The organism is Pseudoflavonifractor sp. BSD2780061688st1 E11 (genome assembly GCF_005844125.1).
In the GTDB taxonomy this organism is placed as follows: Bacteria; Bacillota; Clostridia; order Lachnospirales; family Lachnospiraceae; genus Sellimonas; species Sellimonas catena.
This window is the reverse complement of sequence record NZ_SPHM01000060.1, coordinates 1-16926: the sequence shown is the minus strand read 5'-3', so window position 1 is coordinate 16926 and position 16926 is coordinate 1. Positions and strand designations below refer to the sequence as shown.

The window sequence follows — 16926 nt, the reverse complement described above, 5'->3', positions numbered from 1 at the left end:
TTCGCTGTATCCCACATTTACTACTGCCTCTTAATGAGGTGGCAGTATTGCTAAAAATCAGCAGGTCAGTACACTAGTTTTTAATCACCCTGTCATAAAGCTGCAATGAAATAGCTGAAAAACAGAAAACACAGTAAAAAACTTCTATGACACATCTCATACGAATTCTAATCTGGCAGAAAAGAACCACACTAATAATTGGAAAATGACTAAATTAAACAAAGGGAAAAAATATATGAAATACTATAGAACACAAAATAAAAAAGCCCGCTATTTCGGGCTTTTGCGACTGCGGATGACAGGAATCGAACCTGCACGTCATGGACACCAGATCCTAAGTCTGGCGCGTCTGCCAGTTCCGCCACATCCGCGTACATTAATCCGGCCTTATTTTGCAAGGCCTCAGATAAAAGAATAGACAAGCAGTACTGCTTGTCTAAAGTGAGCGTGCGGGGATTCGAACCCCGGACAACTTGATTAAAAGTCAAGTGCTCTACCGACTGAGCTACACGCCCGTATAATATAATTCAAACCTGGGCTAGTTGGATTCGAACCAACGAGTGCAGGAGTCAAAGTCCTGTGCCTTACCGCTTGGCGATAGCCCAACAGCCCATATTGGGACTAGGGTGGATACAGGGATTCGAACCCTGGGCCTCCAGAGCCACAATCTGGCGCGCTAACCAACTGCGCTATATCCACCATGAAACGTGCCTGCGGGGATTCGAACCCAGGACCTACGGCTTAGAAGGCCGTTGCTCTATCCAGCTGAGCTACAGACACATTGTATAGTTCTTAAAGCATATCCTGCTTTAAGAAAGCGGGTGATGGGAATCGAACCCACGTATCCAGCTTGGAAGGCTGGTGTTCTACCATTGAACTACACCCGCAGATCGCAATATTGATTCCTGTCTCTACCAGGAATCGGGGTGACAGGATTCGAACCTGCGGCCTCCTGGTCCCAAACCAGGCGCTCTAGCCAAGCTGAGCCACACCCCGTTTTTTCGTCTCATCTGTTTTTTCCTGACGACAAAAGTTATTATATATGAACTCCTGATATTTGTCAACAACTTTTTTCATTTTTTTCTACATATCTGATTTCACCCGTCACAGTGCCGTCTTCTGCCATCTCCAGAACAATATAACTCGGCAGCCGGTTCTCCTGCCGAGGGTAGGTAAGGCTGCCCGGATTCATGATAATCATGTCTTTTTCAAACTTCAGACAAGGCTTGTGTGTATGGCCGAAAATAACAATGTCCGCTCCTCTTGCTCTTGCCTCTCTTCTGAGATGATCCAGAGTCATGGATACAAAATAATGATGTCCATGTGTCATAAAAATCTTGTGCGTCTCCATCTGTATTTCCACTTCCGGCGGAAGCTCACCAAAGAAGTCATTGTTTCCGGCTACCACGTAGGCCGGGCATCCGCTTCCATACTGAATTTCCCACTCTCTTCCTTCAACATCACCTGCATGAAAGAGAAAGTCTACCGGTTTCTCCTGTTCCAGAACCTTCTCGAAATTCGTATGTATTTTATGAGTATCACTTACTACCAGGATTTTCTTTTTTTTCATCCACTATCTCTCCTCTATCATCTTCTTCATCTGCCGGAGCCCTCTTCCCCTGTGGCTGATTTCATTTTTCTTTTCCGGCGGAAGCTCTGCCGTAGTGCATCCGTACTCAGGCAGGTAAAAGATCGGATCATAGCCGAATCCGTGTTCACCTTTGATTTCATAGCCGACTCTGCCCTCGATTATACCAAGTGTTGTCTTCTCCTCTCCATCCGGAAAGACTGCTGCAATCGCACATACAAACCGTGCGGTCCTCTTTTCATCCGGCACACCCTCCATACGTCTTAGGAGTTCACCATTCTTGATATCATAGGAAGTATCTGCCCCCATGTATCTGGCAGAATAGATGCCCGGCTCCTTGTTCAGATAGTCGATTTCAAGCCCTGAATCGTCCGCCATCACAATATCGTCCGGCAGAAGCGCATGAACTGCTCTCGCCTTAATCAGCGCGTTCTCCTCAAATGTAGATCCATCCTCAACGATTTCCGGGTTCACCCCTGCCTCTTTCATGGAAAGTATCTCCATGCCAAGATCTTTTAAAATCTCCCTGATCTCCACCATCTTATCGGCATTGCCTGTGGCAAATACAATTCTGCTCATCTTACTCTTCCTTCTTTCTCCTGTTTTTATACACCCTGCTCCTCTTTTTTCCTTCTTGGCGGCTTCGGCCCCATAAACTGGTAAAAATAGGTCTTGATCATTCCATTGTAAATCTTGCGGTTCTTATCCGCCTTTCTTCCAAACCACCGCTCTGTGTCCTCATAGCTTGTGATCATATAGGCCGACCAGTCTTTCAACCCGCGGAAGCTCTCTCCAAAATCCTGATAGATCTGCGGGAGTGTCTCCTTTTCCTCCAGACGTTCTCCATAAGGCGGATTGGTAATAATAAATCCGTACGGCTTTGGATGTCTCAAATCCCTGACCGCCCTCTGCTGGAAGTGGATCAGATGATCTACCCCTGCGTTTACCGCGTTTTTCCGGGCGGTACGGATGACTTCCGCATCAATGTCATATCCCTGGATGTCTGCGGTCACATCCTGTCTGATCCTGTCCTGCGCCTCCGTAGACGCCTCATACCAATGCTTTTTCGGGATCAGATTGCCCCAGTTCTCCGCAGTAAACTCCCGGTTCATTCCCGGCGCAATGTCTGCCGCCATCATGGCTGCCTCAATCACGAAAGTCCCGCTTCCGCAGAACGGATCTACCAGAATCCGGTCTCTCTTCCAGGGAGTAAGCAGAATCAATGCCGCCGCCAGTGTTTCTGAAATCGGAGCCTTTCCGCTCTGCGGACGATATCCCCTCTTGTGCAGAGATTCTCCCGTCGTATCAATCCCCACTGTCACAACATCTTTCTTGATAAAGACACGCACCGGATATTCACTTCCATCTTCCGGGAACCAGTTCTTATGATAATGTTCCTTCATCCGCTCCACCATCGCCTTCTTCATGATGGACTGAATGTCAGACGGGCTGAACAGACGGCTTTTGACCGATGCTGCCTTTGCCACCCAGAACTTTCCGTTCTCCGGTATGTACTGCTCCCACGGGATCTGCTTCGTCCCCTGAAAGAGCTCTTCAAATGTACCCGCAGAAAATTCGCCCGCCTTCAGAAGGACCCGCTCTGCGGAACGCAGGAACAGATTTGCCCGGCACAATGCCAGCTCATCCCCGTAAAAGGACACCCTTCCGTCCTCCACCTGTGAAATCTCATAACCGAGATCCCGGATCTCTCTTTTGAGTACCGCCTCCAGGCCGAAGTGGCACGGTACAACGTATTCTATCTGCATATTGCTTCTCCATTTCCGATTTTCTTCTTACTATATCTTACGTGCTGTCCGCCCGCTTGTCAATAAAGTCTTTTTTTACCAGATGCCGCCGTTCCGGACTTCCCACAAAAAAACCTCCCCGCTTTCTTAGTGATGAAAGCGGGGAAATTCTGTTTCCTGAGACCATATTCCTAATAGTTGCTGTTGTTGTAATCGCTGTAGTCCTTGGTATGGCAGTCTGTTGTCTTATTTGTGTTTTTGTTTTTTGCAGCGTTTTTCGTACGGTCTGTCTGTTTGCTGTTCTGAGTGTGCATATTTCCGTAAGAAGAGCTGTAAGAATTGTTCTCGCTGTTGTTTTTGTTCATATTATTTGTGTTTTTGTAGTTTTTTGCCATTTCCATGTCCTCCTTATTGAATTATGGTACGCTTTTAGTATGCTCGGTTTAAACTAGTTTATACACTTGCGTTTTTCCAAAAAGTGGACAGGAAAAATAAGATTTTCTTCCGATTCTTTAGTATTTTTTAACATTTTGCTTGCTTTTTTCTTTATCTTATATTATACTAACTTTTGTAGAAAGCAGGCTTTCTACACCCCTTATTAATTATTTATACTCCCCTCAAAAGACCGGTGGCTCCCCCATCGGTCTTTTATTTTAAGTTTCTGAAATAAGGAGGTACTGCCGCACAGACAGTACCTCCTTTTCTTTTGTTATCGTCCTCCCATGATGCGGAGAACGAGAATAAGAATCAAAAGCGGCAGTGCAAATGGCAGCACAGCAGCAATCAGGCCGGTCACAATCGATACAATAATCAGAAAGACAATGATGACGCCGGCAAAAAACAAGAGTCGCTTCCACCATGTGTCAATCCCCATCAGGTGAAGAATCGGATGACGGATCTCCTTTTCTTCCTCTTCTTCTGTATACATACTCTGCCCGGAACCGTAGGCACCGGAGGTGCCGCCGTAGTAGTCCCGTTCATTTTCAGCGGAATTAATGATCGTGCGGGCAATCACCCACGGATCGCCAAGCATATCCAGTATCTCCTGCTCCGTTCTGCCGTTTTTTATCTCGCTTCTTATATAAGAATCATAGTATTCGATATTCTCCTGAACCGCCTGCGCATTCAGATCGTTTTCGAGAGCTTCGCGCAGTTTATTCAAAAATTCGCTTCGATTCATCTCTTATACCTCAAAAATCAAATCCCCGTAAGACGGCATCGGCCAGATTTCCTTATCCACAATCATTTCCAGTCTGTCAACCGGAATTCTGAGTGCTTCCATAGCCGGAACTACCTGTTCGTGGAAGTATTCTGCCTGTACCTTCCCTTCTTCTTTGGTGGATGCCTCCTGTGTCACCTGCTCCAGTGTGGTGAGTGCTGCTTTTGTCTCTTTTAAGAGGCTGCTTGTTTCAATCAGAAGATCTCTTTGCACCTCAGCGTCTACACCTGCCTGTACCACTGCGTTGACAGTCTCAGCCAACGTCTTTGTTCCGCGGATTACCGCTGGAATAATGTGTTTGCTTGCAATATCAATCATCGTACGGGCTTCAATATTCACCGCTTTTGCATAGGCTTCATATTTGATTTCTGCACGGGAATCCAGCTCCGCTCTTGTAAATACATGGAATTTTTCAAACATTTCCACGTTTTTATCTGCTACAAGCGCCGGAATCGCGTCCACCATGGACGGAAGATTTGGAAGCCCTCTTCTTTCCGCCTCTTTTACCCATTCTTCTGAATAACCGTTGCCGTTGAACACAATCTTCTGATGCTCCGTCGCATATTCCTTGATCAGATCATGTACAGCCTGTTCAAAGTCCTCCGACTGTTCCAGAATGTCGCAGGCATCGCAGAGAGCCTCTGCCACAATCGTATTTAATACGATATTCGGCGCAGCCGCAGAATCTCTGGAGCCGAGCATACGAAATTCAAACTTGTTACCTGTAAAGGCAAACGGTGAAGTTCTGTTCCTGTCTGTCGCGTCCTTATTCAGACCCGGAAGCGCTTTGACGCCTGTCTGGAGCTTTCCGCCTTTAATACTGTGTGTCGCATTTCCAGAAATAACAAGCTGTTCCAGCACATCCTCCAGCTGTTCTCCAAGGAAGACGGAAATGATTGCCGGCGGCGCCTCGCTGGATCCAAGTCTGTGGTCATTTCCCGGATCTGCCGCAGACTCTCTTAAAAGGTCCGCATGTCTGTCTACAGCTCTGAGCACACAGAGAAGCATCAGAAGGAACTGAATGTTCTCATGAGGTGTTTTTCCCGGATCCAGAAGATTTTTCCCGTCATCGGTTGTCAGAGACCAGTTGTCATGCTTTCCTGATCCGTTCACTCCTGCGAACGGCTTCTCGTGAAGCAGGCAGTGAAGTCCCTGCCGTTCCGCTACCTTTTTCAACGTCTCCATAATCAGCTGGTTGTGGTCAACCGCCACGTTGCACTCTACATAAATCGGAGCCAGCTCGTGCTGGGCCGGAGCAACTTCATTGTGCTGTGTCTTTGCAGTCACGCCCAGTCTCCAGAGCTCCTCATTGACTTCTTTCATAAATGCCGCGATCCTGGCGCGGATGCTTCCGAAATAATGGTCATCCAGCTCTTGTCCTTTCGGAGGCATTGCTCCAAAAAGTGTACGGCCTGTAAATACAAGATCTTTTCTTTTCAGATATTTTTTCCGGTCTACAAGGAAATATTCCTGCTCAATGCCGACCGACGGCTTTACGCGCTTTGACGTCGTATTTCCGAACAGGCGCAGAAAGCGCAGTGCCTGTTTATTAATTGCTTCCATCGATCTGAGAAGCGGTGTCTTCTGATCCAGCGCTTCTCCTGTATAAGAGCAGAAAGCAGTCGGAACATAGAGAATACATCCATTTTCGTCTTTCTTCACAAACGCAGGAGACGTAGGATCCCATGCAGTATACCCGCGGGCTTCAAATGTAGCCCGAAGTCCTCCTGACGGGAAAGAAGATGCATCCGGTTCCCCTTTGATCAGTTCTTTTCCCGAAAAGCTCATCAGCACCTTTCCATTCGCCATCGGTGCAGAAATAAAGGAATCGTGCTTTTCCGCCGTGACCCCGGTAAGAGGCTGAAACCAGTGCGTATAATGTGTGGCTCCTTTTTCTATTGCCCATTCTTTCATCTCATGGGCAATCACATCCGCTGTAGCAATATCCAGTTCTTTTCCCTCTTCGATCGTCCGTCTCAGCTCTTTGTAAATCTTCTTCGGCAGACGCTCCTGCATTACGGTATCGTTAAATACATTTTCCCCGAAAATCTCTGCTACATTGATCACCTTTTTGTTGTCCTCCATGCTTTCTCCTCCATATTCTTTATACAGAAAAAGGCACTCCATACAAGTGGAATGCCTTTTATTCTCTTGTTTCGATTATTCAGCTTTTCCAACAGAGCCGAATAATTCCATTTTTTCTTTTACTTTTTCAACGATAGCTTCTGTACCCGGTTTTAATAATTTACGAGGGTCAAAGCCTTTCTTTTCTTTGTCTTTACCTTCTTCGATGTATTTGCGTGTAGCTTCTGCAAATACAAGCTGGCATTCTGTATTTACATTGATCTTTGCCACTCCAAGGCTGATTGCCTTTTTGATCATGTCATCCGGAATACCTGTACCTCCGTGAAGTACCAGCGGCATATCGCCTGTAAGTTCCTGGATTGCATCAAGAGTTTCAAAGCTCAGTCCCTGCCAGTTTTCCGGATATACTCCGTGAATGTTTCCGATTCCGGCTGCAAGCATGTCAACGCCGAGATCAGCGATCATCTTGCATTCCTGCGGATCTGCACATTCGCCGGCTCCGACAACACCGTCCTCTTCGCCGCCGATGGAACCAACCTCTGCTTCCAGAGACATTCCTTTTTCCTTGCAGATAGCTGCAAGTTCTTTTGTCTTGGCTACGTTCTCCTCGATCGGGTAGTGAGAACCGTCAAACATAATGGAAGAAAAACCTGCTTCGATGCATTTCTGGCATCCTTCGTAAGTACCGTGGTCTAAGTGAAGTGCAACCGGAACTGTGATTTTCATCTCTTCCAGCATGCCGTTAACCATTCCGACTACTGTTTTAAAGCCTGTCATGTATTTTCCGGCACCTTCGGACACACCCAGGATAACCGGGGATTTTGTCTCCTCTGCCGCTGTCAGAATCGCTTTTGTCCATTCCAGGTTGTTAATATTGAACTGACCTACTGCATAATGTCCTGCTTTTGCTTTTTTTAACATTTCTGCTGCTGATACTAACATAATTTTTCCTCCACTTCTCTAAGATATGACCCCCAGGGGAATCGAACCCCTGATTCCACCGTGAGAGGGTGGCGTCTTAACCGCTTGACCAGGGGGCCATGTGCCAGTGAAGAACACGTCTGTGTTACCTCACTTGCTTATTGTATACTATTTTCCCGAAATATACAAGTCTTTTTTTTCGTTATTTTCATCATTATTTTCAGACAATTCTTCGTACGGATGATGAATCAACTCCTGGGCCTTTTCTTCCGGAACCATAATACAGAGTTCCTGCTGTCTGTTTTTGATCCGTACCCTGTCAAATTCCCCTCCGAATTCTCCGTCCAGCGTCCACGGAATCTCTTCAAGGGACTCAAAAGTTATTGTTTTTGCTTTGATATTATAAATATAGGTGGAGTTTTTCTCCTTGCTCATCAAAGCGGTGACAATGCTCTGAAGCTCTAGAAGATTTTTCGGTGATCTGATAAGGGTTGCTTCAAATTCTCCGTCGTCAAACTCCACTTCGTGGCCGAACATATTGCGGAACCCTCCCATGGATCTGGAATTTGTCACGGAACAGAATAGAAAATCATCCTCGATCTCTGTCTCATCGTATGTCACCTTGACATGATAGGACGGAATATCAAACAGCCGTTTCGCACCTTCCAGCAAGTATGCCAGATGTCCGAGCATGTTCTTCATTTCCTGCTTCGTCTGATAGGAGACGTCGGTAAACAGACCGAAGGCCGCCACATACACGAAATAATCATCGTTGAACTGGCCGATATCACAATGAAACGGCTTGCCGTTGACCGCTGCGTCAGCCGCGCTCAAAAGATCTTTTGGAATATGAAGACTGTTCGCAAAATCGTTGGTCGTACCTGTTGGAATGTATCCGACCGGTATCCTGCTTCCCCGCTTCATCATTCCGGTAACAACTTCATCCAGTGTTCCGTCTCCGCCGCTGCACACGACGATATCATAATCCTCTTTGAATTTCATGACTTTTTTGTATGCATCGTGATAACTCTGTGTCGGATAAATCACAACTTCACATCCGCTTTTTACGAACAGATCCACGATGTCAGATAATTTCGGCTTCAAAAGCCCTTTTCCTGCATTGGGATTATAAATAAATAAAATCTTTTTCATCTCCTGCTGCCACCTTTACTAAAACCTCTTGCCTGTTTGCTGAAACGACAGGAAAAGGATGTTAACCTTCTTGACCGGCAACACCCTTCTCATTCTCTCCTGTTTCTATGTATGTCACGGAACTATCTTGCATGTTCCAGGAATTTCTCAATGCCATTTGCTGCTGCTTCTTCGTCGACGCCTTCTGCAACCACCGTCAGATCTTCGCCTCCGCTTAATTTCAGGCTCATCATGCCCATAATGCTTTTCGCGTTGATCTTCTTGCTGCCGATCTCAATGAACACACGGCTTTCATACTGACTTGCCTCCTGTACAAGCAAAGCGATCGGTCTTGCATCCAATCCGTCGTCACATTTGATCTTCAATGGTTTCTTAATCATTTTGTACCTCCTTGAACTCCATTTGCTTTTCTTAACTTCTCAGCAATTTCGCCTAGACGGCGCAGCCTGTGGTTGACTCCGGACTTGCCAACCGGTTCCGGCATCAGCTCTCCAAGCTCTTTCAATGTCGCTTCCGGATACTGCAGACGGGCCATGGCCATATCCCTCAATCCATCGGAAAGCTTTTCAAATCCCATATGATCTCTGATATATTCGATATCTTCCATCTGATTGACTGCAGCGGACACGGTCTTCTGAATATTGGCGGTTTCACAGTTCACCTTACGGTTTACCGAGTTCCGCATCTCTTTCAGAATCCGGATGTTCTCAAATTCCATGAGGGCAACCGGCGCATCCATCACATTCAGTGCAAGTGAGATCTGAGTACCTTCTTTTAAATACACGACAAACGACTTCTTCCGTTTCACCACTTTTGCGTCCATCTCAAAGCCATGCATCATCTTCTGAAGAAGAGTCGCCTTTTCCCCGGACGCACATACAATTTCAAAATGATAAGATTTGTGCGGGTCACTCATGGATCCCGCTGTCAGAAAGGCTCCCCGAAGGAATGCCCTTTTGCAGCACCCGTTCTGGAAAACGAGACTGCTCACTCCGGAAAATCCCGCCTGTTTTTCTGGATCCCTGACAAGCTTTGCCGCCTGCTGGATTCTGTCGGTATGTTTCCGGCCTCCTACTGTTATCAAATATAAAATACTTTTTTTGTCCTGATTTCTACGGATAGAAATTTCAGCCTTTATATTAAACGCTTTTTCCAATAATGTAAAGTACTTTCTTGCAACTGCAATATTTTCCGTGCTGAGCCTTAAGTATGTCTGCTCCCCCTCTTCCAGAGATGCTCCGGCCGAAAAACACAGAATTGCCGCGCATTCTGCAATCTGGCAGTGTCTTGCGCTGCTTATCTGTCCTGCCAGCTCCTCCTTTACCTTTCCTGAAAATGACATCTTTATATTCCTTTCACCCGGGCATCCTTTTCAATGTCCCTGTGCTCGATCTTCAGCCCGTATCCTTCTTCCTGTTCCAGGGCATAGTACAATGCGTTGGCAAGCGTGACAGACCTGTGTTTGCCTCCGGTACACCCGATCGCAATGACAAGCTGGTTTTTTCCCTCCGCCACATAGTTCGGAATCAGAAACTGTACCATGTCCGTCAGTTTATCGAGAAAAATCCTTGCAGTTTCGCTGTTCATTACATAGTCCCTGACCGGAGCATCATTTCCGCTCATCGGGCGCAGCTCCGTAATATAGTACGGATTCGGAAGAAACCGTACATCAAACACCAGATCCGCATCCCCGGGAATTCCATATTTGAATCCAAAGGAGAGGATCGTCACATACAGATTTTTATAGTTTTTGTTCTCCACAAAAATCTTATGGATTTCGGCGCGAAGCTCTCTTGTAAGCATCTGGCTTGTATCAATGATATAGTCCGCCTGCTGTTTCAGAAACACAAGCCGCCTTCTCTCTTCGTCAATGCCTTTATCCACCCTGCCCTCGCCGGCAAGCGGATGGCTCCGCCTCGTCTCCTTATACCGTTTGATCAATGCCTGATCCGAAGCGTCAAGAAACAGGATTTCGAATTTTACGCCCTTTTCTCTCAGCTTTTCCAAAGTCTCCTGAAGCTGTACAAATTTCTGACTGCTTCGGATATCAATTCCAAGCGCCACCTTCGTATATTCTGATCCCGGGAGGATCAGCATCTCCATAAATTTCGGCAGAAGCGGGACCGGCAGATTATCCACGCAGAAATATCCTACATCTTCCAGCATCTTAAGCGCTGTTGATTTGCCCGCTCCCGAAATGCCCGTCACAATTACAATCCGCATATTTCATACCGCCTTTTCTTTCTTGTATCTCTTATCTTTCGTCCCGTCTGTTCCTGAATTCCCCAATCCTTCTTACTTCCGGCTCCAGCCTGACACCAAATGCCCGGTATACCCGGTCCGATACTTCCTGCATCAAACGGTTCACATCATCAGCTGTAGCCCCGCCTTTATTGATCACGAAACCGCTGTGCTTTTCCGATACCTGCGCTCCTCCGACCGTAAATCCCCGAAGACCCGCATCCTGAATCAGTTTCCCGGCAAAATATCCTTCCGGGCGCTTAAATGTGCTCCCTGCGCTCGGGTACTCCAGAGGCTGCTTGGTGATCCTTCTCTGCTTGAAATCCTCCATTTTCATAAGGATCTCCTCCCTGCTTCCTTTTTCCAGACGGATGCATGCCTCCAGCACAATGCAGCCACGCTTCATCACGGCGCTTGTCCGGTATCCGAATTCCAGTTCATCCTGTGAAAGGACAATCGTATTTCCGTCCCGGTCAAGAGCCGTCACCTGTACAATAACATCTTTCATCTCCCCGCCGTAGGCTCCCGCGTTCATGACCGCAGCTCCTCCGATCGTTCCGGGAATTCCGGATGCAAACTCAAATCCGGCAAGTTCATTCTCCAGTGCCGCTGCCGCAATCTGGCTCATCAGGGCACCTGCCTGTGCCCGGATTTGCTCTCCCCGGACTTCAATTCCCGACATTTCCCTGCCGATCGCGATAATGACACCCCGGTATCCGTCATCGCTCACCAGAAGATTACTTCCGTTTCCAACGATATAATACTGTACTCCCTCTTTTTTACAAAGCTCTGTCAGCTTTTTGATTTCTTCGCTGTCTGATGGTGAAACAAAGTAGTCTGCCGGCCCGCCGACCCTGAAAGTCGTATGTCTTGCCATCGGTTCCTGCTCTTTTACCCGTTCCGGTGCCGTACATCCACACAGTTTCTCATAAAATTCTCTGTTCATATTCATCTGCCTATTCTCCAAAATGTTCTTTCCATCATAGTCTGTTTCCATTTCATTGTCTTATCATACATCAAAGACTGTTCAAATTCAATGAACTCTTGCAAATTCAGAAAAAATACGATAGTATAGAAATCAGTATTATTTATCAAAAGGAGTGAACTTTTCTTGGACTCGAGTACAGTCATACAAATTGTAATTCTCATATGTTTACTGGCGTTTTCCGCATTCTTTTCTTCCGCGGAGACATCTCTTACTACGGCTAACAAGATCCGTATGCGTTCTCTGGCAGACGAGGGAAACAAGCGTGCAAAAATGGTGCTCTGGCTTTCCGAGCATTCCCCTCAGATGTTGACTGCCATCCTGATCGGAAACAACGTTGTCAATCTTTCCGCCTCATCCCTTACTACGAGTATTGCTTATCAATTCGGCGGCTCCGCAATTGTCGTCGCCAATGCAGCGATCACCATCCTGATCCTGCTTTTCGGAGAGATTACGCCAAAAACGACCGCGACACTGTATCCTGAAAAGATCTCTTTGATTTACGCGCCGATTGTCAAGTTTTTTACCAGAATCATGTCACCGCTCGTTGCCCTGATCAATCTGCTTTCCAAAGCAGTACTTTTTCTTCTTCACATCGATGCGAATGCTCAGAGCCGTACCATGACGGAGACTGAACTTCGTACCATCGTAGATGTCAGCCACGAAGACGGCGTCATCGAATCCGAAGAAAAAGAAATGATCTACAATGTATTTGATCTTGGAGACGCCAAGGCAAAAGATGTCATGGTCCCGAGAGTCCATGTGACATTTGCCGATATCAACAGCACCTACGATGAACTGATCGAGATCTTCCGCGAGGATAAATTCACACGGCTTCCGATCTACGAAAATACAACGGACAACGTGGTTGGTACTATTAATATGAAAGATCTTCTTTTATATGACAACACAAAAGAATTTCATGTCCGTGATATTTTGCGGGACGCATACTTTACTTATGAATATAAAAATATCTCCGAGCTCCTTGTCGAAATGCGGGAGGCTAAATTCAACATCGCGATCGTCCTCGACGAATACGGCGAGACGGCCGGCCTCATCACACTGGAAGATATCCTCGAGGAAATTGTAGGAGAGATTCATGACGAGTATGACGAGGATGAAGAAGAGGACGTAAAAGAACTGGGAACTCATGAGTATATTGTAGAGGGCTCTACCAACCTGGATGACCTGAACGATGAGCTTGGGCTGAATCTGGAATCTGATGACTACGATTCTCTTGGCGGCTTTATCATCGAGCATCTCGACCGCCTTCCTGCTGCCGGTGACGAGGTCACGACTGCGGACGGCGTCCGCCTGGTAGTGGAAAAGCTGGATAAAAACCGTATCGAGAGTGTCCATGTCTATCTTCCGCCTCACTGGATCCATCCGGACAAAGAGGAAAACTGATAAATCAGAAAACAACAAAGCGCCGTTCCCGGATCTGCTCCGGCACGGCGCTTTGTTTATCTGTCAGTTTTCTTCTTCGTCTTTCACTTCCTCGCCCGCAAGCTTTAAAACAGAGCGGATTTCCGCCTCGCTCCTGTCCGTATAAAGGGCAAGTTCTTCCAGTGTAATCTTTCTGCCCATCTCTTCTTTGAGCTTTTTGATCTGTCTTTCCAGCTCGTCCACCTTCTCAACCATCTTCCGGTCTCTGACATGGACGTCTTTCTGCTCTTCCTGAAATGCCTCGATCCCCTCCTGTACCGCTTCCAGAATCTTTTCTTCGTCTTCTGTCTCCTGAAGCGCCAGCATCAGGCTGACATTTCCTTCCTGTACCAGATCCCCGAGAAAAACGCTCCCGTCATGGACAGATTCCGCGATCCCCAGTACTTTTTCCAGAAATTCGGAAAGTCCTTTTTGCTCTCCCTGCACTTCTCTTAACTCCATCTGATAATTGCGAAGATAGCGCTTTTCTTCCTCTGAATAGGATTTCTCCCTTTCCTCTTCTGTCAGAATTCTCCCATGCTTTCTTTCGTATCCTGATACGGCTACCTTCTGAGACAAAAGGTAGTCGTATACCAGCTCCATCTGTTCGTCGCTTAAATGGTCATCTTCAAAATATTTCTCGATTTCTTCTTTCCGGATCCTGTTATCCTGCCGCTTTGCCTCTTCCAGAATCCATCCAAGTTTTCCCTGAAATTCCAGTCTGTCTGCCATCTGTATTTCTCCTTTTCTTTTTCGTGCCGGTATCTGTCTTTATTCTGATACAATCACCGTCTGATATCCGGCCCGTTTCAGTGCCTGCTCGGTATCCGCTGCTTTGTCGACGGAAGCAAAATTTCCTGTCAGCACTTTATAATATGGTCCCTCATGGCTGATAAAAGCCGGGAATTCATCTGCAATCAGTTCGTCCTTCAGCCTTTGTGCATTGTCCGGATTACGGAATGCACCGGCCTGAATGTGGTAGCGGGCCTCTTCTTCTGTTTCCTCCGTCTCTGTTTCCGGCGTCACCCCCGGCATTTCCTCCGGTTCACTGTCCAGGTCCGTATCCGGGCGCTGCATCAGTGTATCAAGAATTCCCTCAGCGATTGCCAGAGCAATAGCGTCAAAATTCTCATCAAAAATCTGATTATCCGTGTCGGAATTGATAAATCCCAGTTCCACAAGAACGGCCGGCATCTTCGTCCGTTTCAGGACGACCAGATTCGGTCTTGCCTTCACTCCCAGATTCCGGAAACCGATTGTCTCCAGCTGGTCATTGATATCCTCAGCCATCTCATATTTGATTCCTGAAAGATCATATACGAGACTTTCCACCCCGGACACTGCATTGTCCGCCGGGTAGGAATTCCGGTGGATCGAAATAAAATAATCCACTCCGGCCTCATTTGCTTTCATCGCTTTCTGATACGGTGTCTCGTAGATGTCTGTTGTCCGCGTATACTGAACGTCAATTCCCCGGTTTTCCAGAATCTCTCCCACCGCCAGTACCATCTGAAGTGCGTCATCTTTCTCCTGTCTTCCTTTGTAAACAGCACCCGGATCTCTTCCGCCGTGTGCTGATTGTAGTTTACGCAAATTGTGATATGTATTCCCCAGTATATATGGGGAGTTAGAAATGTATTGAGATTAGATAGCCTTTTTCTCCAAGTCCTCACAGTAAACGCTTGAAAATAAATGTTCCAGCTCATTTCCGAAGTTGTATGAGATTTTAAGTTTGCGGTTTTCATAAACTGTTATCTGGTCTATCATTTCCACAATAATATCTCTGTCTAATTCTTCAATGTCTTTCAGTTCCAACAACCGCCTTAACCACGGTGTTTCAAAAACATCTTCTGTTACACTTTCCTTTTTCTTTTCTTCCAGCGTTTCAATCTGTTTGGAGTAAAGCGTTTCTTTTTGTTGATAGTCCTCTCGATAAGAAAGAAATTCTTCTTTAGAAATCAGTTCGTCTTTGTAATCTTCATAAATTGACTTTTTCAACTTCTTCACTCTTTCAAGCTCTGCTTTTAACTTTGTCAATTCTATGTCTGTTGATTTTCTAATTTTTGTTGCTGTGAAAGATTGTGATTTTACAAGTTCCTGCAAGTTCTCTACATTGCGGATAATCTGCTTTAAATCTCCCAGCACAATATCATTCAATACTTGAAACGGGAGCGTGTGCGGAGTGCAATAATCTTTTCCACTTCTTTTGTAAGTTCCACAATAGAATGAATAGGACTTACTTCCGTCAGCACGTCGCCAGAAATTTTTCATCATTGCCCGACCACAATCGCCACACTTGATAAAACCTGCAAAGATATTTTTATTTGTTTCTAAATCAATATCCCTATGTTTTTTCGTCAGCAGTTTTTGTACCTTATCCCACAGTTGACGGTCTATAATCGGTTCATGTGTATTTTCAACCCTTATCCAGTTTTCTTTCTCAACTGGACGCTGTTTGCTTCTCATACGTTGATGTTTCTTTCCTTGTACCATATTTCCAATATAAAGCTCATTTTGTAACATCACTTTAATCGTGGAATACGTCCAATAAGAAGTTTTCTCTAAACGGTTGCAATTTTTGTAATTTTCGCCGTTGAGCTTTTTATATTCCGACGGACAAAGGATACCCTCTGCATTTAGTATTTTGGCAATGCTTTGTTTTCCTATTCCTTGTGCATACATAGTAAATACTCTTTTTACAACTTCAGACGCATATTCATCAATCACAAGTTTATTTTTATTTGCAGGAGATTTCTTATAACCATAACTTGTAAAAGCTCCGATAAATTCTCCTGCTTTCTGCTTTGATTTTACAGTCGCTTGAATTTTATTAGAAATATCTCTGGCATACTGTTCGTTGAATATATTTTTAATAGGAAGTAACATATCGTATGCCTGCTTCATACTATCAATATTATCTGTTACAGAAATAAAACGAACATTAAGCTCTGGAAATATTCTTTCCAAATATCGCCCCGTATCAATGTAATCTCGTCCAAAACGGGAAAGGTCTTTTACAACAACACAATTTACCTTGTTATCTTCAATGTCAGCAATCATTCTATGAAAGTCTGGTCTATTAAAATTCGTTCCCGTAAAACCGTCATCAATATAAACATCATATAAGATAAAGTCATCATGCTTGTTCACATATTCTGTTAAAAGTTTTCTCTGATTTCCTACACTATCGCTTTCTTCCTTATCTCCGTCCTCTCGTGATAATCTGATATAAATAGCCACGTTAAATAAGTTTGAACCTTTTTGATAAATCATTTTTCCACCTATTCAACTGCCGTACCTATGATAATATTATACCATAAAGTACGGCTTCTTTCCATTGTTTTCAAGGGTTTTACCCTCTTGATAGTCCTTTTTTTACATGAGATTTCACGATACGGACAAGCAATTCCTCTACGGAAAATTTACCTAAAAATTCCCGTTCTACGATATATTGTGCAGATTCTTTTTTAGCCAAGTTATCAACCCCCCCCGACTTTGCCACTTTATAAAAAGTAAATCTTCCAAAAACATCGTATTTATCAATGTTTTTGGAAGATTGATTCAA

At 45.4% G+C, this 16926-nt stretch carries 17 protein-coding genes and 8 tRNA genes; 1 reads left to right on the top strand and 24 read right to left on the bottom strand.

The genetic code is table 11. From position 1 onward, the window contains the following. Positions 1-290: 290 nt before the first annotated feature. The 20 genes from FGQ85_RS17085 to murB form a co-directional block, all read right to left on the bottom strand. Positions 291-371, bottom strand: a tRNA-Leu gene (locus tag FGQ85_RS17085). 71 nt (positions 372-442) lie between these two features. Continuing rightward, positions 443-515, bottom strand: a tRNA-Lys gene (locus tag FGQ85_RS17080). A gap of 18 nt (positions 516-533) precedes the next feature. Beyond that, positions 534-605 (bottom strand) — tRNA-Gln (locus tag FGQ85_RS17075). Between the two features lie 20 nt (positions 606-625). Then, positions 626-699 (bottom strand) — tRNA-His (locus FGQ85_RS17070). A gap of 7 nt (positions 700-706) precedes the next feature. Then, a tRNA-Arg gene (locus tag FGQ85_RS17065) sits at positions 707-780 on the bottom strand. Positions 781-816: 36 nt separating this feature from the next. Next, positions 817-887: transfer RNA gene (locus FGQ85_RS17060), tRNA-Gly, on the bottom strand. Positions 888-921: 34 nt separating this feature from the next. Next, a tRNA-Pro gene (locus FGQ85_RS17055) sits at positions 922-996 on the bottom strand. Positions 997-1060: 64 nt separating this feature from the next. After that, a complete protein-coding gene (locus FGQ85_RS17050) occupies positions 1061-1570 on the bottom strand; it encodes a metallophosphoesterase (protein ID WP_087167139.1) in 510 nt (169 codons plus the stop codon). 3 nt (positions 1571-1573) lie between these two features. Further along, a complete protein-coding gene (rdgB, locus tag FGQ85_RS17045; protein ID WP_138374073.1) occupies positions 1574-2167 on the bottom strand; it encodes an RdgB/HAM1 family non-canonical purine NTP pyrophosphatase in 594 nt (197 codons plus the stop codon). Positions 2168-2193: 26 nt separating this feature from the next. Continuing rightward, positions 2194-3354 carry a class I SAM-dependent RNA methyltransferase gene (locus FGQ85_RS17040; RefSeq protein ID WP_087167137.1) on the bottom strand — a complete coding sequence of 387 codons (1161 nt, stop codon included), beginning with the start codon at positions 3352-3354 and terminating at the stop codon, positions 2194-2196. A 170-nt stretch (positions 3355-3524) separates the two neighbouring features. Further along, a complete protein-coding gene (locus FGQ85_RS17035) occupies positions 3525-3728 on the bottom strand; it encodes a hypothetical protein (RefSeq protein ID WP_087255319.1) in 204 nt (67 codons plus the stop codon). 314 nt (positions 3729-4042) lie between these two features. Continuing rightward, positions 4043-4513, bottom strand: coding sequence for a DUF1700 domain-containing protein (locus FGQ85_RS17030; protein WP_087255316.1), 471 nt, complete (start codon positions 4511-4513; stop codon positions 4043-4045). Between the two features lie 3 nt (positions 4514-4516). After that, a complete protein-coding gene (locus FGQ85_RS17025; protein ID WP_138374072.1) occupies positions 4517-6637 on the bottom strand; it encodes a glutamine synthetase III in 2121 nt (706 codons plus the stop codon). Positions 6638-6712: 75 nt separating this feature from the next. Beyond that, on the bottom strand, positions 6713-7579 hold the full coding sequence (gene fba / locus FGQ85_RS17020) for a class II fructose-1,6-bisphosphate aldolase (RefSeq protein ID WP_087167134.1): 867 nt from the start codon (positions 7577-7579) through the stop codon (positions 6713-6715). A 26-nt stretch (positions 7580-7605) separates the two neighbouring features. Further along, positions 7606-7677 (bottom strand) — tRNA-Glu (locus FGQ85_RS17015). Positions 7678-7726: 49 nt separating this feature from the next. Beyond that, positions 7727-8710, bottom strand: coding sequence for a YegS/Rv2252/BmrU family lipid kinase (locus FGQ85_RS17010; RefSeq protein ID WP_138374071.1), 984 nt, complete (start codon positions 8708-8710; stop codon positions 7727-7729). 122 nt (positions 8711-8832) lie between these two features. After that, positions 8833-9090 (bottom strand): HPr family phosphocarrier protein, encoded by a 258-nt coding sequence (locus FGQ85_RS17005; RefSeq protein WP_087167132.1) that lies wholly within the window; start codon positions 9088-9090, stop codon positions 8833-8835. Further along, positions 9087-10052 (bottom strand): DNA-binding protein WhiA, encoded by a 966-nt coding sequence (whiA, locus tag FGQ85_RS17000; protein ID WP_138374070.1) that lies wholly within the window; start codon positions 10050-10052, stop codon positions 9087-9089. Before whiA ends, FGQ85_RS17005 begins: the two co-directional genes overlap by 4 nt. 2 nt (positions 10053-10054) lie before the next feature. Next, positions 10055-10933 (bottom strand): RNase adapter RapZ, encoded by an 879-nt coding sequence (gene rapZ, locus FGQ85_RS16995; protein ID WP_087167130.1) that lies wholly within the window; start codon positions 10931-10933, stop codon positions 10055-10057. A 31-nt stretch (positions 10934-10964) separates the two neighbouring features. After that, complete coding sequence (gene murB, locus FGQ85_RS16990) at positions 10965-11903, bottom strand: UDP-N-acetylmuramate dehydrogenase (RefSeq protein WP_330680137.1); 939 nt, start codon at positions 11901-11903, stop codon at positions 10965-10967. Positions 11904-12062: 159 nt separating this feature from the next. Between murB and FGQ85_RS16985 the strand changes: the two genes are divergently transcribed. Then, positions 12063-13343, top strand: coding sequence for a hemolysin family protein (locus tag FGQ85_RS16985; RefSeq protein ID WP_087167128.1), 1281 nt, complete (start codon positions 12063-12065; stop codon positions 13341-13343). 63 nt (positions 13344-13406) lie between these two features. Here the strand turns inward: FGQ85_RS16985 and FGQ85_RS16980 are convergent, their stop codons facing one another. The 4 genes from FGQ85_RS16980 to FGQ85_RS18640 all read right to left on the bottom strand — a co-directional run. Further along, positions 13407-14093, bottom strand: a complete 687-nt coding sequence (locus FGQ85_RS16980) for an RNA polymerase sigma factor region1.1 domain-containing protein (protein WP_087167127.1) — start codon at positions 14091-14093, stop codon at positions 13407-13409. Between the two features lie 39 nt (positions 14094-14132). Continuing rightward, positions 14133-14954 carry an N-acetylmuramoyl-L-alanine amidase gene (locus FGQ85_RS16975; RefSeq protein ID WP_138374069.1) on the bottom strand — a complete coding sequence of 274 codons (822 nt, stop codon included), beginning with the start codon at positions 14952-14954 and terminating at the stop codon, positions 14133-14135. 51 nt (positions 14955-15005) lie between these two features. Continuing rightward, a complete protein-coding gene (locus tag FGQ85_RS16970; RefSeq protein ID WP_005428627.1) occupies positions 15006-16634 on the bottom strand; it encodes a recombinase family protein in 1629 nt (542 codons plus the stop codon). Positions 16635-16713: 79 nt separating this feature from the next. Next, the coding region (locus FGQ85_RS18640; RefSeq protein ID WP_207670241.1) for a hypothetical protein at positions 16714-16926 on the bottom strand (213 nt) is incomplete at its 5' end.

Bases quoted from the DNA above. Each gene is read 5' to 3' on its own strand.
- FGQ85_RS17050 (WP_087167139.1), bottom strand. From the start codon at position 1,570: ATGAAAAAAAAGAAAATCCTGGTAGTAAGTGATACTCATAAAATACAT.
- rdgB (WP_138374073.1), bottom strand. From the start codon at position 2,167: ATGAGCAGAATTGTATTTGCCACAGGCAATGCCGATAAGATGGTGGAG.
- FGQ85_RS17040 (WP_087167137.1), bottom strand. From the start codon at position 3,354: ATGCAGATAGAATACGTTGTACCGTGCCACTTCGGCCTGGAGGCGGTA.
- FGQ85_RS17035 (WP_087255319.1), bottom strand. From the start codon at position 3,728: ATGGCAAAAAACTACAAAAACACAAATAATATGAACAAAAACAACAGC.
- FGQ85_RS17030 (WP_087255316.1), bottom strand. From the start codon at position 4,513: ATGAATCGAAGCGAATTTTTGAATAAACTGCGCGAAGCTCTCGAAAAC.
- FGQ85_RS17025 (WP_138374072.1), bottom strand. From the start codon at position 6,637: ATGGAGGACAACAAAAAGGTGATCAATGTAGCAGAGATTTTCGGGGAA.
- fba (WP_087167134.1), bottom strand. From the start codon at position 7,579: ATGTTAGTATCAGCAGCAGAAATGTTAAAAAAAGCAAAAGCAGGACAT.
- FGQ85_RS17010 (WP_138374071.1), bottom strand. From the start codon at position 8,710: ATGAAAAAGATTTTATTTATTTATAATCCCAATGCAGGAAAAGGGCTT.
- FGQ85_RS17005 (WP_087167132.1), bottom strand. From the start codon at position 9,090: ATGATTAAGAAACCATTGAAGATCAAATGTGACGACGGATTGGATGCA.
- whiA (WP_138374070.1), bottom strand. From the start codon at position 10,052: ATGTCATTTTCAGGAAAGGTAAAGGAGGAGCTGGCAGGACAGATAAGC.
- rapZ (WP_087167130.1), bottom strand. From the start codon at position 10,933: ATGCGGATTGTAATTGTGACGGGCATTTCGGGAGCGGGCAAATCAACA.
- murB (WP_330680137.1), bottom strand. From the start codon at position 11,903: ATGAATATGAACAGAGAATTTTATGAGAAACTGTGTGGATGTACGGCA.
- FGQ85_RS16980 (WP_087167127.1), bottom strand. From the start codon at position 14,093: ATGGCAGACAGACTGGAATTTCAGGGAAAACTTGGATGGATTCTGGAA.
- FGQ85_RS16970 (WP_005428627.1), bottom strand. From the start codon at position 16,634: ATGATTTATCAAAAAGGTTCAAACTTATTTAACGTGGCTATTTATATC.